General features: G+C 60.1%; 16 protein-coding genes. 2 read left to right on the plus strand and 14 right to left on the minus strand.

What is annotated here, in order from left to right:
* The first annotated feature begins 57 nt into the window (after positions 1-57).
* Positions 58-1458 (plus strand): methylenetetrahydrofolate--tRNA-(uracil(54)-C(5))-methyltransferase (FADH(2)-oxidizing) TrmFO, encoded by a 1401-nt coding sequence (trmFO, locus tag M2A_RS02405; protein WP_045442540.1) that lies wholly within the window; start codon positions 58-60, stop codon positions 1456-1458.
* Positions 1459-1465: 7 nt separating this feature from the next.
* Here trmFO and M2A_RS02410 read toward each other — a convergent pair whose 3' ends face one another.
* The 6 genes from M2A_RS02410 to yajC form a co-directional block, all read right to left on the minus strand.
* Positions 1466-2317 (minus strand): phytoene/squalene synthase family protein, encoded by an 852-nt coding sequence (locus M2A_RS02410; RefSeq protein ID WP_052379142.1) that lies wholly within the window; start codon positions 2315-2317, stop codon positions 1466-1468.
* A gap of 71 nt (positions 2318-2388) precedes the next feature.
* Positions 2389-2991 carry a urate hydroxylase PuuD gene (locus M2A_RS02415; RefSeq protein ID WP_045442542.1) on the minus strand — a complete coding sequence of 201 codons (603 nt, stop codon included), beginning with the start codon at positions 2989-2991 and terminating at the stop codon, positions 2389-2391.
* Positions 2992-3152: 161 nt separating this feature from the next.
* Positions 3153-3527 (minus strand): Mth938-like domain-containing protein, encoded by a 375-nt coding sequence (locus M2A_RS02420; protein WP_045442544.1) that lies wholly within the window; start codon positions 3525-3527, stop codon positions 3153-3155.
* A gap of 7 nt (positions 3528-3534) precedes the next feature.
* Entirely contained in the window at positions 3535-4470 is a 936-nt protein-coding gene (gene secF / locus M2A_RS02425; protein ID WP_045442546.1) for a protein translocase subunit SecF, read from the minus strand.
* Between the two features lie 11 nt (positions 4471-4481).
* A complete protein-coding gene (secD, locus tag M2A_RS02430; protein WP_045442549.1) occupies positions 4482-6098 on the minus strand; it encodes a protein translocase subunit SecD in 1617 nt (538 codons plus the stop codon).
* A 31-nt stretch (positions 6099-6129) separates the two neighbouring features.
* The gene (gene yajC / locus M2A_RS02435) at positions 6130-6471 is read right to left on the minus strand and encodes a preprotein translocase subunit YajC (RefSeq protein ID WP_045442995.1); all 342 of its coding nucleotides are present in this window, start codon (positions 6469-6471) and stop codon (positions 6130-6132) included.
* Between the two features lie 233 nt (positions 6472-6704).
* Here yajC and M2A_RS02440 point away from each other — a divergent pair, with 233 nt between their 5' ends.
* Positions 6705-7565, plus strand: coding sequence for an ATP-binding protein (locus M2A_RS02440; protein ID WP_045442551.1), 861 nt, complete (start codon positions 6705-6707; stop codon positions 7563-7565).
* A gap of 16 nt (positions 7566-7581) precedes the next feature.
* Here the strand turns inward: M2A_RS02440 and M2A_RS02445 are convergent, their stop codons facing one another.
* From M2A_RS02445 to scpB, 8 genes are all read right to left on the minus strand, one after another.
* Positions 7582-8520, minus strand: coding sequence for a M23 family metallopeptidase (locus M2A_RS02445; protein WP_052379143.1), 939 nt, complete (start codon positions 8518-8520; stop codon positions 7582-7584).
* Between the two features lie 17 nt (positions 8521-8537).
* Positions 8538-9212, minus strand: a complete 675-nt coding sequence (locus tag M2A_RS02450; protein ID WP_045442554.1) for a protein-L-isoaspartate(D-aspartate) O-methyltransferase — start codon at positions 9210-9212, stop codon at positions 8538-8540.
* Positions 9213-9220: 8 nt separating this feature from the next.
* Positions 9221-10027 (minus strand): 5'/3'-nucleotidase SurE, encoded by an 807-nt coding sequence (gene surE, locus M2A_RS02455; RefSeq protein WP_045442556.1) that lies wholly within the window; start codon positions 10025-10027, stop codon positions 9221-9223.
* Entirely contained in the window at positions 10027-11316 is a 1290-nt protein-coding gene (gene serS, locus M2A_RS02460; protein ID WP_045442559.1) for a serine--tRNA ligase, read from the minus strand. The genes surE and serS overlap by 1 nt, the downstream gene beginning before the upstream one ends.
* 155 nt (positions 11317-11471) lie before the next feature.
* On the minus strand, positions 11472-12293 hold the full coding sequence (gene tatC, locus M2A_RS02465; RefSeq protein ID WP_045442562.1) for a twin-arginine translocase subunit TatC: 822 nt from the start codon (positions 12291-12293) through the stop codon (positions 11472-11474).
* Positions 12290-12799 (minus strand): Sec-independent protein translocase protein TatB, encoded by a 510-nt coding sequence (gene tatB, locus M2A_RS17080; protein WP_052379144.1) that lies wholly within the window; start codon positions 12797-12799, stop codon positions 12290-12292. Before tatB ends, tatC begins: the two co-directional genes overlap by 4 nt.
* A gap of 41 nt (positions 12800-12840) precedes the next feature.
* Positions 12841-13083 carry a twin-arginine translocase TatA/TatE family subunit gene (locus M2A_RS02475; protein WP_045442564.1) on the minus strand — a complete coding sequence of 81 codons (243 nt, stop codon included), beginning with the start codon at positions 13081-13083 and terminating at the stop codon, positions 12841-12843.
* A gap of 96 nt (positions 13084-13179) precedes the next feature.
* Entirely contained in the window at positions 13180-13830 is a 651-nt protein-coding gene (gene scpB, locus M2A_RS02480) for an SMC-Scp complex subunit ScpB (protein ID WP_052379174.1), read from the minus strand.
* Positions 13831-13857 lie beyond the last annotated feature (27 nt).

Raw genomic sequence — 13857 nt, forward strand, 5'->3', positions numbered from 1 at the left:
TCAAAATTACGGCGCTTGCCCCTTTCCAGCGGTCCGGCAGAGTGCTATTTCCCGTTTATGAGCAATAAAAGCATTCAGCCCGTTCACGTTATCGGCGCCGGCATGGCAGGGTCGGAAGCTGCCTGGCAGCTTGCCAGTGCCGGCACGCCCGTCATTCTGCACGAAATGCGCCCCGTGCGCGGCACCGACGCCCATCAGACGGACGGGTTCGCCGAGCTTGTCTGCTCGAATTCTTTCCGCTCCGATGATTGGGAAAATAATGCCGTCGGGCTTTTGCACGAAGAAATGCGCCGGGCGGGCTCCATCGTCATGCAGGCCGCGGAAAAGGCGAAAGTTCCGGCGGGCGGCGCCCTCGCCGTCGACCGGGATATTTTTTCCGGCGCGGTGACGGAGGCGCTCGAGAACCATCCGCTCGTCACCGTGGAGCGCGGCGAGGTAGACCGCCTGCCACCGGAAGACTGGCACTCGGTCATCATCGCGACCGGTCCCCTCACCTCGCCCGCGCTTAGCGAAGCGGTGAAAGGCCTGACCGGCGCGGACGAGCTTGCCTTCTTCGATGCGATCGCGCCGATTATCTACAAGGACAGCATCGACTTCGACATTTGCTGGTACCAATCCCGCTATGACAAACCGGGTCCCGGCGGCACGGGCAAGGACTACATCAATTGCCCGATGAAAAAAGAGCAATATGCCGCCTTCATCGACGCGCTATTGACCGGCGATAAAACCGAATTCAAAGACTGGGAAAAGAACACGCCATATTTCGAAGGCTGCCTGCCTATCGAAGTGATGGCGGAGCGAGGACCGGAAACCTTGCGTCATGGTCCCATGAAGCCCGTCGGCCTGACGAACCCGCATAACCCGGACGTGAAGCCTTACGCCATCGTGCAGCTGCGCCAGGACAACGCGCTCGGCACGCTTTACAACATGGTCGGCTTTCAAACCAAACTGCGTCACGGTGAACAAAAGCGGGTGTTTCAGATGATCCCGGGGCTTGAGAAAGCCGAGTTTGCCCGCCTTGGCGGTCTGCACCGCAATACGTTCATCAATTCGCCGCGTGTGCTCGATGCCTCGATGCGGCTGAAAGCCGATCCGCGCTTGCGCTTTGCAGGTCAAATCACCGGCGTGGAAGGCTATGTAGAAAGTGCGGCTATGGGGCTTTTGGCCGGCCGCTTCGCAGCAGCTGAGGCGCGGGGCGCTCAGCCCGTACCGCCGCCTGTTACCTCGGCGCTCGGCGCGCTTCTCGGCCATATTACCGGCGGCGCGGAGGCGGAAACCTTCCAGCCGATGAATGTGAATTTCGGGCTTTTCCCGGAAATCGAACCGCCTAAGTCACCGGACGGCAAGAGACTGCGCGGTAAGGAAAAAGGCCGCGCCCGCAAACAGGCGCTCACCGCCCGCGCGCTGCGCGATATCGAAACCTGGCTGAAAGGTCAGGAAATGGCCGCCGCCGAATAAGTTAAAACTAAATCCGCCCGCGCCACTGTGCCGTCAAAAAACGCCATTGCAGCCGGAAGGCAGGCACCTCCACCCGTTCGCGGAAAGGATGGTCTTTCCGGGCAAGATAGCGTTTCTGATAAAGCGGCAGGACGGCGAGCGGCAAAAAGACCGGCAGACAGCTTTTGGGCACATCGCCCATATGACGGCGCATCTCATTCAGCGCCTCTTGCGAAAGCTCCGCCATCTCGCGCATCGCTTCATAAAGGCCGGGCCGCGCCACGCCGTTGAACAGGTCTTCCAGTTCCACTTCATGTTTGGCGAGCAGCGATTGCGGCAGCATCATGTAGCCTTGTGAGGCGTGATAAGGCAGCGCCCGCAAAAAACCCATATAGGCATAGGCCCGCGCACCCGCTGTGATCGCTGCGTCCAATCCGGGCTCTATTTCTTTTCCGGCGAGCAGTTTCGCGCCAACGCGCATGAGCTGTCCTTGCGTCGCCTCCACATAAGCATCGAGATCGCCGAAATCCTGAAAGAGCCCGGCTTCCAGATCGCGCGAGCGCCCGTCGATAAGGTCGATAAGATCTCCGGCGCCGAGAAGGCTTCCAGGGAGAAGTTCGGCCAAACAGGCGGCAACGTCATGGCCGCGTGTCTCGCCTTCAAAAAGATGTTCCGCCGTTTCCCGCCACCATTGCAGGCGGATTTCGCCGAGCATGGGTTCGCTGACAAGTTCGCGGACCTTGGCGATTTCCGCATTCAATCCGTAAAGCGCGGTGAGCGCCCGGCGCGGTTCTTCCGCAATGACGAGCAGGCTCAGATAGCGCTCGAAATCGAGGCTGCGCAGCTCTTCCAGAACCCGGTCGAAGGGCGTCTCGCTCACCTTTCACCTCACAAATAAAGGGGCCGCTGCAAGAGCGGCCCCTTTGCTTTACCGGCCGGGGCCGGTGCTTATCAATAGATGTTCTGTGCCGACACCATGGCAAAGAGCATCGGGATCGACAGAAGCGTGTTGGTCCGCGAGAACAGCATGGCGGTCCGGGCCGCTTTTGCTTTCGCATCGGCTTCGGCATCTACCATGCCGAGGGCGATTTTCTGGTTCGGCCAGATAACGAACCAGACGTTGAACCACATAATGGTGCCGAGCCACATGCCAATACCGATGGCAATATTCTTCTCGACGGCAAAGCCCTCGATAATGCCAAGCGTATAGGCTTCAAGCAGATAGCCGTTCATCGACGCCAGAATGATACCGGTCACGATCGTGGCCATGGCGCCCCAGCGGAACCACCACAGTGCCGCCGGCGCAATAACTTTGCCGATAGCCGGTTTCTGTTCGTCGGGAATGTTCGGCATGTTCGGGATCTGCACGAAGTTGAAATACCAGAGCAGACCGATCCACATCACCCCGCTGATGACATGCAGCCAGCGGAAAATGAATGCCCAGAAGCCGTGACCGAAATCACCGCCCCAATTTAAATACATTGCAACAAGAACCGCCGCGAGGACGAAACCGGCAATCACCGTGTTCCGAAGCGACGTGAGAATGGCAGCCATAATAGCCCTCCCCAAAAAGTTTCACACCCAAAGGCCTCAAGACCCGGCCCCCTGCCAAATGCCGGGAGTTATGCGACTCACTTCGAAGCGACTCGCAAAAACCAAAGCAACCCTAGGCGCATCAACTGCAAAAGCCAAGTAAAGCGTGGGGAGATCGGAAACTAGTCCACAGCAATGAAGGCACCGGCGACAGGCCTGTCCTCACTTGCAAGAATATTATACGTCCGGCAAGCAGCCGGCGTGATCATGACGTCGAAGGATATGCCGTGCCCGGAAAGATGCTCGCGAATCACTTTCGGTAAAAACGCCATCTGCCTGCCGCAGCCGATCAGCAGCACATCGAAATCGCTCTTCATGGCGATGAGCGGCCGGAAAACATCCGGGCCCGACACGCTCAAGTCTTGTACCGGCCAAGGCTGCATGCGGGCAGGAAGCAGAAGAATAGAGCCTTCCACCCGCTTGCCGTCCACGCGGAACCCGCCATCGCCGTAAGCATCGACGGGCGGTTGGCGGAAGGCGGGATTGGAAAATTCCATTGACGTCTCAAGCGCCCTTTTTGCCGGGCTCGGGGCTGCTTGCCGTTGCGCTCCAGTCGCGTTTGACACCGAGAAGCAGAAGGATCGGCGCCGCAACGAAGATGGAGGAATAGGTGCCGACGACAACGCCCCAGATCATGGCAAAGGTAAAACCGCGAATGACCTCGCCGCCGAACACATAGAGCGCGCCGAGCGCCAGTAAGGTCGTCAGCGCAGTCATGGTGGTGCGCGTCAGCGTTTCGTTGATCGCTTTGTCGATCAGTTCGCCCAGATCCATGCGCTTGTATTTGCGTAAATTCTCGCGCACGCGGTCGTAGACGACGACGGTGTCGTTCATGGAATACCCGACAATGGTCAGGATGGCCGCGATAATGGGCAGGCTGAATTCGATTTGCAGGAGCGAGAATATACCGATCGTCGTCACGACGTCATGCACCAGCGCCAGGACCGCACCGATGGAAAACTGCCACTCGAAGCGGAACCAGACATAAATAAGCATCAACGCGACCGCCAGTACGACCGCTGTCACGCCGGAATTGACCAGTTCGCCGCTGACCTTGGGGCCTACCACTTCGACGCGGCGGTATTGCACCTCATCGCCGAGTTCCTGTTTGACGAGCGCCACCACCTCCTGGTCGCTGCCCGGTTCACCACCCTGGCTTTGAATGCGGATCAGCACATCATTGGGCGCGCCGAAAGTTTGAACCTGCACATCCCCGAGCCCCAGCCCGTTCAGCTGGCTGCGGATCGCGCCAATATCGGCAGCTTCCGGCGTTTCGATTTCGATCATCGTGCCGCCTTTGAAGTCGATGCCGAAATTCAGCCCCTTCGTGAAGACAAGCGCGAGCGAGACCGCAACGACGAGAATCGAAAACGCATAAGCGATATTCCGATAGGCGACAAAGGGGATCGAGGTATCTTCCGGAACAAGTTTCAGTCTCATGCTCGTTCCCCTTAAACCGTAAGTGCCGACGGGCGGCGGGATTTGTACCAAAGCGCCACGAACATCCGCGTCAATGTGAATGCCGTGAAGACGGAAGTCAGAATGCCGATGCCCAGCGTTACGGCGAAGCCGCGCACGGGCCCTGCGCCGAGCTGGAACAGGATGGCCGCCGCGATAAAGGTCGTGATATTGGCATCGAGAATGGTGCCGAGCGCGCGGTTATACCCGTTCTCGATCGCCACAAGCGGTATCTTGCCCGCTTTCACCTCCTCGCGGATGCGTTCGAAAATCAGCACATTCGCATCGACCGCCATACCGATGGTCAGCACGACCCCGGCAATCCCCGGCAAGGTCAGCGTCGCGCCGAGCACCGAAAGAACGGCGCCGATCAGCATCACGTTGGTGATGAGCGCCACATTGGCAAACCAGCCGAAAAGTCCATAGGCAAGGCCCATGTAAAGAACGACCGCCGTAAACCCGATAATCGCCGCGATCTCGCCGGCGGCAACCGAGTCGGCGCCAAGGCCGGGCCCGACCGTGCGTTCTTCAAGGATAGTCAGCGGCGCGGGAAGCGCGCCTGCGCGCAGCAGGATGGCCAGATCGTTTGCCTCTTTCACCGAGAAACCGCCGCTGATTTGGCCACTGCCGCCCAGGATCGGTTCGCGGATCACCGGCGCGCTCAGCACGACATCGTCGAGAACAATAGCGAAGGGTGAGCCCACATTCTTCGTCGTGACATCGCCAAAACGGTTCGCCCCGCTCGTGTCGAGCCGGAAGGTGACGATCGGCTCATTCGTTTGCTGGTCGAAGCTTGCCTTCGCATCGACAAGGTTTTCCCCGCTCAGCATGGCCCGCCGCTCGATCAGAACGCCCTGGGGCGGATCGGTGTTTGCCAAAGGCAGGATTTGCGAACCTGCGGGCACGCGCGTGGCTTGCGCCTGCGCCGCCGTCATCGAGCGGTCGACAAGATGAAAGCTGAGTTTGGCCGTCTGTCCGAGAAGCTCCTTCAAGCGCTGGGGATCGTCGAGCCCCGGCACTTCCAGCACGATGCGGTTTTCTCCCTGGCGCTGAATGGTCGGCTCTGTGGTGCCCAGTTCGTCGATACGCCGGCGTACGATCTCGATGGATTGGGAAACCGCGGATTGCGCCATCGATGTACGCGCCGCCTCGGAAAAGGCGACGGTGATTGCATCTTCGCCTTCCGGATTGATCACGATATCCTTCTCCGGCAGCCCCCCGAAGAGATTGGTATCGACGAAGCTGGCAAGCTCTTCCAGCGCAGCGATCGACCGTTCCCGGTCCGCAGGGTCGTTCAGCGCAACCGTCACCCCTTCGCTGGTTTGGCGCACGCGGAAGCGGACCCGCGGATCGTCGATCTGGCGCAGCGTGTTGCGCACATCCGTGCGCAGCGTTTCCAGCCGCTCCTTGTAAAGCACATCCGTTTCCACTTCGAGCAGCAGGTAAGACCCGCCCTGAAGATCGAGCCCCAGAACGAGCTGGCTTTGCGGCACCCAGCCGGGAAGCCCGCTCAAGCTTTCTTTGGAGAAAAAGTTAGGGGCGGTGTAGATGAACCCCAGCACCGCAATCAGCGTGACGAGGGTAAGCTTCCAAGGAGGAAAACGAAGCATGAAACGGTCCCGTTTCTTGAGGCTGGCTCAATTAGTTGGAGTTGGCTGCCTCAGGCGCCGGCTCTGTCTTGGAGCGCACGGTGGTGATTGTGCCCTTTATGATGCGGACACGCACATTCTCAGCAATCTCCACCTGGATTTCGTCTCCTTCATTGACCTTCGTCACCTTGCCGACAATGCCGCCAGCCGTGACGATCTCGTCACCCCGGCGCACCGCATTGATCATGGCCTGGTGTTCCTTGACCCGCTTTTGCTGCGGGCGGATCATCAGAAAATAGATGATGACGAAAACCAGAATGAACGGAAAAAGCGAAATCAGCAGATCGCTGCTGCCGCCGCCGGTGCCCTGGGCATAAGCCGGGGTAATGAACATCTTTGTCTCCTGAAGGAGGCGCATGGCGCCGCTTGAAATCCTGAGGCCGGACTATACCGGCGCGCTGGCGCTTTGCAAACCCTGTCTCGGCCCGAAAACCGCCCCAAACCTTTGAAATAACGCCGCTTTCGCTGCGTTGACCATTTTCCGGCAGCGCCCTAATGTCCGCCCGTTCCAGGGCCAGCGCCATCTGGGCTGTGCCGCCTTAAGAGCGCGACAAGGGAGTTAGCCGCATGACCAAAGACCCAGAGCTCTTAGCCGTCCTGGAACGCATTGCCGTTTCCCTGGAAAAGCTGGCACCGGCGCCTGAGGCGGTGCCTTCGCTCGAGGGAGCCGATGCCTTTGTCTGGGAACCGGAAACCGGCCGGCTCTTGCCGGTCGAAACCGTCTCGCGGGTGGATATTTCGCTTTTGCGCGGCGTCGACAATGTCCGTGATATTCTTCTGGAAAACACCCGCCGCTTCACGCAGGGCCTGCCCGCCAACAACGCGCTGCTTTGGGGCGCGCGGGGCATGGGTAAAAGCTCGCTGGTGAAAGCCGCCCATGCCGAGATGAACAAGGCAAAGCCGGGCTCGCTGGCACTCATTGAAATTCACCGGGAAGACATCGGCACCCTGCCCCGCCTCATGACGGCGATCCGCGAAAGCGGCCGGCGCACGGTCATCTTCTGCGACGATCTTTCCTTCGACCATGACGACACCAGCTACAAATCGCTGAAAGCGGTGCTGGAAGGCGGCATCGAGGGACGGCCGGCCAATGTGATCTTCTATGCCACCTCGAACCGGCGCCATCTCATGCCGCGCGACATGATGGAAAACGAACGCTCGACCGCCATCAACCCGTCGGAAGCCGTGGAAGAGAAAGTCTCGCTCTCGGACCGCTTCGGCCTCTGGCTCGGTTTTCACAAATGCTCGCAGCAGGATTATCTGGAAATGGTGGCGGGTTATGCCGCGTTTCTAGAGCTGGATATCGGGCCGGAAGAATTGGAGGCAGGCGCCGTCGAATGGGCGGCGACGCGCGGCGGGCGCTCAGGGCGCGTTGCCTGGCAGTATATTCAGGATGTGGCCGGGCGGCTTGGAAAGCCGTTGATCTGATTTTTCTTCAAACCGCTTAAGCGCGCACGATGCGCTTGGGGTCCACGGGCTTCGTGCCCTTGCGCACTTCGAAATGGATCTGCGGCGTGCTCACGCTGCCCGACTGGCCGGACAGCGCAATCGTCTGGCCCTTCACCACCTTGTCCCCGCGCTTGGCGAGAATTTTGCCGTTATGGGCATAAGCCGTCATCCAGCCATCGGCATGGCGCACCAGCACGAGATTGCCATAGCCTTTCAGCTCGTTGCCGACATAGGCAACCACCCCGCTTTGGGCGGCGCGCACGGGCGTGCCTTCGGGCACGGCGATGTTGATGCCGTCATTATGAAGGCCGCCTTCCTTGGAGCCGAAGCTGGAAAGCACACGGCCTTCCGCCGGCCAGATGAAACCGCCGGCAGGCGGCGGCGGCGCGGGCAGCGGCGGTTTGACATAAGGGCGCGGGGCGCCGGGCGACACCGTACCGGTTTGTCCCGGCCGGGCCTGCGGATAGGCGGAGGCCACTTGCACGGGCGTGCCTTTAAGGCGCAGTTTCTGGCCGACTTCGATGTTGTAAGAAGAATCGAGCCCGTTCAGCCGCGCAAGTTCCTTGACCTGCATCCCATGCATTTTTGAAATGCGGTACACCGTCTCTCCGCGTTTGACGACGTGATATGTGCCGCCGGAGCGGGCGGCCGTTTGCACCGGCGGACGGCGCGGCGTGCTCACGCTCGGGCGCGGCAGGGGCGCGGGCGCATTGCGCCGGGCGCTCGATGAATAGTTTTTGGAACCGCCGCCCGGGGAGCCATTGCGGTAATCGTATTGCGCGTCCCACCAGGCAGGCTGGCTGGCGCAGCCGGAGATGAAGGCAAAACTCAGAACAAGTACAAAAAGGCGCTTGATAAGCGGTGCGCGCTGCACAAGGCCGAGCCCCGCACCGCTCTGCCGTGCCCGACTGGTCTTCATATCTGCCAGTCCCATTGCCACTTTCCGCCTCTTCAGCTCTCCCGTGCGACGCCCTCGACAAGGGGAACGAAACGCACGTCGATCATATCTTCCCGCTCGATGCCTGTCTCGGTGCGTGTCACGCGCACCAGCTTTTGCTCGCGCGGCCTGCCGGGAATATCGACCGGCAAAACCATGATGCCGCCCACCTTCAGCTGGTCCACCAGCGTCTGCGGCAATTCGGGGGCGGCGGCGGTAACCATGATCCGGTCGAACGGTGCTTGTTCCGGCCAGCCGGACGCACCATCGCCCACCTTTGTAGTAATGTTGTGCAGATTTAAGGTTTCGAAACGGTTAACGGCATCGCGCATCAGCGTCCGATAGCGCTCAATTGTGTAAACGCGGCGGCATAAACGGGACAGGATTGCTGCCTGATATCCAGAGCCCGTTCCCACTTCCAGAACCTTCATCCGGTCCCCGACCTCCAGCTTTTCCGTCATATAAGCAACCACGAAAGGCTGGGAAATCGTCTGCCCGCATTCGATGGGCAGAGCGTGGTCCTCATAGGCCTGTTTCGAGAAGGTCGTGGGTACAAAGCTGTCCCGCGCCACGCGCTCGATGGCGGAAAGCACCGCTTTGCTTTTGATGCCGCGCCTACGCAGTTCCATGATCAGCGAAATTTTCGCCGGATCGGCCGCGCCAAACCCTTCTCTTTCCTCCTCCGGCATCCTGCCCCCTAACCGAATGCCTTGAGCAGCGCGCGCCGGGAGCGGTCATGCGTCAGCGTCATGTGGAGCGGCGTGATGGAAATGAAGCCATTATAGATCGCGTGCAGGTCCGTGCCCTTGGGCGGGTTGGATTTCTTCGCTTCAAAACCGATCCAGTAATAAGGCCGGTGGCGCGCGTCGATGCGTTCTTCCACTTTGACCAGCGACTGGTCGCGCCGGCCCTGCGCCGTCACCTCGATGCCTTTGACATGATCATGGGCGACATCGGGGAAGTTGATATTGATCAGCACTTCCTTCGGCCAGCCTTCTTCCAAAAGCTGCAGGATAAGTTTCGGCGCGTGATGCTCCGCCGTCGCCCATTTGACGTTCTGCTTGCCGTCGAACCCGTAAGCCTGGCTGAGCGCGATGGAAGGAACGCCAAGAATGGTGCCTTCCATGGCGGCAGCGATCGTGCCCGAATAGGTCACATCATCGGCAATATTCTGGCCGCGGTTGACGCCGGAAAGCACAAGGTCCGGCGCTTTATCTTTCAGCACATGGCGCAGCGCCATCATCACGCTGTCGCTCGGGGTGCCGGAAACGGCGAATTTGCGCGCATTGACTTTGCGCAGCCTCAATGGATCGGCCAGCGTCAGCGAGTGCGACGCCCCGCTCTGCTCCGTTTCCGGCGCCACGATCCACACATCATCGGAAAGCTGGCGGGCGATCTTTTCCAGCGTTTTGAGGCCGGGCGCATGAATGCCGTCATCATTGCTGAGCAGGATGCGCTTGCCCGCAAGCGGCAGTTTCTTACTCGTGCGTTTTGCGTTCGCCATCAGCCGATCACCTCAAGCCCGCCCATATAGGGCTGCAGCACGGCAGGCACCGCCACCTTGCCGTCTTCCTGCTGATAATTTTCAAGGATCGCGACGAGCGTGCGGCCAACGGCAAGCCCGGAGCCGTTCAGCGTATGCACAAAGCGCGTCGCACCCTTGCCCTTCTTGTCGCCGTCGCCTGGGCGGTAGCGCGCACCCATGCGCCGGGCCTGGAAGTCGCCGCAATTCGAACAGCTCGAAATCTCCCGATAGGCATCCTGCCCCGGCAGCCAGACCTCGATGTCATAGGTCTTGCGCGCGCCAAAGCCCATATCGCCCGTGCACAGCGTCATCACCCGGTAGGGAAGTTCGAGCCGTTTCAGCACTTCCTCGGCACAGGAAAGCATACGTTCGTGTTCCTCCGCCGATTTTTCCGGCGCGGTGATGCTGACAAGCTCAACCTTGGAGAATTGATGCATACGGATCATGCCGCGCGTGTCGCGCCCCGCGGAACCTGCTTCTGAGCGGAAGCACGGGGTGAACGCCGTCATGCGCAGCGGCAATTCTTCTTCTGCCAGAATGCTTTCGCGCACCAGATTGGTGAGCGGCACTTCGGCGGTCGGCACCAGCCAATAACCGTTTTCCGTGCGGAAAGCGTCTTCGGCGAATTTCGGCAGGTTGCCCGTGCCGAACATCGCCTCATCGCGCACCAGCACGGGCGGCGCGACTTCCATATAGCCGAACTCGCTCGTATGCAGATCGAGCATGAAATTGCCGATCGCCCGCTCAAGCCGCGCCATCTGGCTTTTCAGAACGACGAAACGCGCGCCGGAGAGCTTCGCCGCCGCCTCGAAGTCCATGAAGCCCATGCCTTCGCCGAGATCGAAATGCTGTTTCGCCTCGAAGTTGAAGCGGCGCGGCTCCAGATGCTTGTGCCGCTCGACATTGTCTTCCTCGTCCTTGCCGACCGGCACATCCTCATGCGGCAGGTTGGGAATGCGCGAGAGCATGTCGTCAAGCTCGGCGGATATCCGCTTTTCTTCTTCCTCGCCCTTCTGCAGCGCCTCTTTCAGCTCGGCGACTTCCTTGATGAGCGCGTTCGCCCGCTCTTCATCGCCTTTCGCCTTGGCCGCGCCCACTTCCTTGGAGGTGGCGTTGCGCCGGGTCTGGGCTTCCTGGGTGCGGGCAATGACGTCGCGGCGCTTGGCGTCGAGCGCGATCAGTTTTTCGGCCTGGGGCTCGGCGCCCCGTTTGGCCAGAGCGGCATCGAAAGCCTGCGGATCATCGCGGATCAGCTTGATATCGAACATGGATCGTCCGCCGTGTCAGATGTGGCTTCCGGCGCGACTCGGGCCACGCCGGACAACAATGATTTGGCTGCCTGTATAAGCGTTGGGGCAAGGCCCGTCCAGCGGGGCCGCCCCCTGCCGCCAATGCTGGAGAGCTGCGGAAGGATAACCGGAAATCAGACCTTTTCGTCCTCGTATGGCTCGTCTTCCTCGTGCTCCTTACGCCGCCGCTCGATCATGGCGACGGAGAGGATCGAAATTTCATAGAGGAGCAGGGTCGGCAGGCCGAGGCCGACCTGGCTGATGATGTCCGGCGGGGTCAAAATGGCCGCCGCGGCAAACACCGCCACAATCGCGTATTTACGGCCCGAGCGCAGCTGGGCTGCGGTGACAAGCCCGGCCCGCCCCAAAAGACTAAGCACCACAGGCAGTTGGAAACAGAAGCCGAAAGCCAGGATCAAGGTCATGATCAGGCTGAGATATTCGCTCACCCGCGGCAAAAGCTCGATGGCGATTTTCCCTTCACCGCCGCTTTGCTGCATGGAAAGGAAAAAGCCGAGCGCCAGCGGCATGATCAGGAAATAGACAAGCGCCGCCCCGAGCGCGAAGAGTACCGGCGTTGCCAGAAGATAAGGCAGAAAAGCGCCGCGCTCGTTTTTATAAAGGCCGGGCGCGACGAACATATAGATCTGCGAGGCAAGCACCGGAAAGGCAAGGAACGTCGCCCCGAAAAGCGCGAGCTTGAGCTGCGTGAAGAAATATTCCTGCGGCGCAGTGAAAATCACCTTCAGATTAGCCGCATCGTCACCGGCGGCAATCTCATAGGGCAGCAGCAGGATATTGTAGATCACATCGGCAAAATAGAAGCAGATGGCAAAACCGATGGCGATGGCCACGACCGAATAAAGCAGCCGGGTGCGCAGCTCGATGAGATGCGTGATAAGCGGGGCGCGGGACGCCTCGATGTCGTCATCCGGCTCGTCGCTACGCTCACTCATAAATCGGATTTTCCGTCTAGGGGGCCGGCTTTGCGTTCGGGCTTTTCTTGAGGCACCGGCTCTGTTTCCGGCTTGGGTCCTTCATGGCCTTCATAGACCGGGGTTTCGGCGGCAGGGGCTTCGGCGGTTTTCTCCGGCTCGGATTTTTCAGAAACGCTCACGCGATCCTTGTCACCTTCTGCTTCGGCGGCGATCTTATGGGCTTCTTCCGGCGGTACGCCCTCCATGATCGCCTTGTTCACCGCATCGACCGGATCCTTAAAGCTGTCCTTTAACTTATTGACCGGGTTGGCTTTGCGGATGTCCTGCACTTCCTTGCGCAGTTCCTCCAGTTCCGCCTCGCGTGCCATATCGTCGAAAGAGCGCTGAAACTCCCGCGCCATCGCGCGGATCTTCCCGGCATATTGGCCGACAACCCGCATCATGCGCGGCAGGTCTTTCGGACCCACCACGAGAATGGCAATCACGCCTATCAGAAGAAGTTCAGACCAGCCAATATCGAACATGATGCAGATGCCGCTCCGCCCGGCGCCGCCGTGCGTGAAGGTCAGCTATTGACCTTGCTGTCCTTTTCCGCATCCGCAGCCCGCTCGCCGGCAGGCTGCTCCTGTTTGTTTTCCAGGCTTTTCGCCTCAGCCTGCTCGTCGGCTTCTTCTTCCGTCAGCCCTTTACGGAAGCTGCGAATACCTTTGGCGACATCACCCATAAGCGCGGAAATCTTGCCGCGCCCAAACAAGAGCACGACGAGCACCACAACGATGATGATCTGCCACGGACCGATCTGTCCCATTCAATAATCTCCACATACGTCTTAAGAGACGAAGCTAACTTCTTTTATCATCTCAGAATCCACTCTTCGCCGCAACGCATGACCAAGAATAGAGATTCAGTCGTCTTCACCTTCGCCCGAAGCGCTCTGGGCGACGTGATCGTCCAGCGCCTCCCCATATTCTTCATGTAAGGGGTCGTCATCGAATTCGCCATCCCCATCGCCGCCCGCATCGGAGGGAACAGGCACTTCAAAGCCCGGCGGCAGGTGCCCTTCAAGCATGCCGGAAGCTTTCAGCTCATCGAGACCGGGCAGGTCGGAAATGTTTTCAAGGCCGAAATGCACCAGAAACTCTTCCGTCGTGCCGTAAGTGACGGGGCGGCCCGGCACCCGGCGGCGGCCGCGCAGGCGCACCCAGCCGGTTTCCATCAAAACGTCCACCGTGCCCTTAGAAACGCTCACGCCGCGGATTTCCTCGATTTCCGCCCGCGTCACCGGCTGGTGATAGGCGATGATCGCAAGCGTTTCGAGCGCCGCGCGGGAAAGCTTCTTCTGCTGCTTGGCCTCCCGGCGCATCAGGAAGGAGAGGTCTTCAGCCGTGCGGAACATCCATTTATTGGCCACACGCACCAGATTGACGCCGCGCTCGGCATAAAGCGCCTGCAAATCCTCGATCAGCGCGCCGACATCCGCCCCTTCCGGCAGGCGGGCGGCAATGCTGTCCCGGTCCAGCGGCTCGGCGGCGGCGAAAAGCAGCGCCTCGACCATGCGCAATTGCTGCGCGGGGTCCTGCAC

Source organism: Tepidicaulis marinus (genome assembly GCF_000739695.1).
In the GTDB taxonomy this organism is placed as follows: domain Bacteria; phylum Pseudomonadota; class Alphaproteobacteria; order Parvibaculales; family Parvibaculaceae; genus Tepidicaulis; species Tepidicaulis marinus.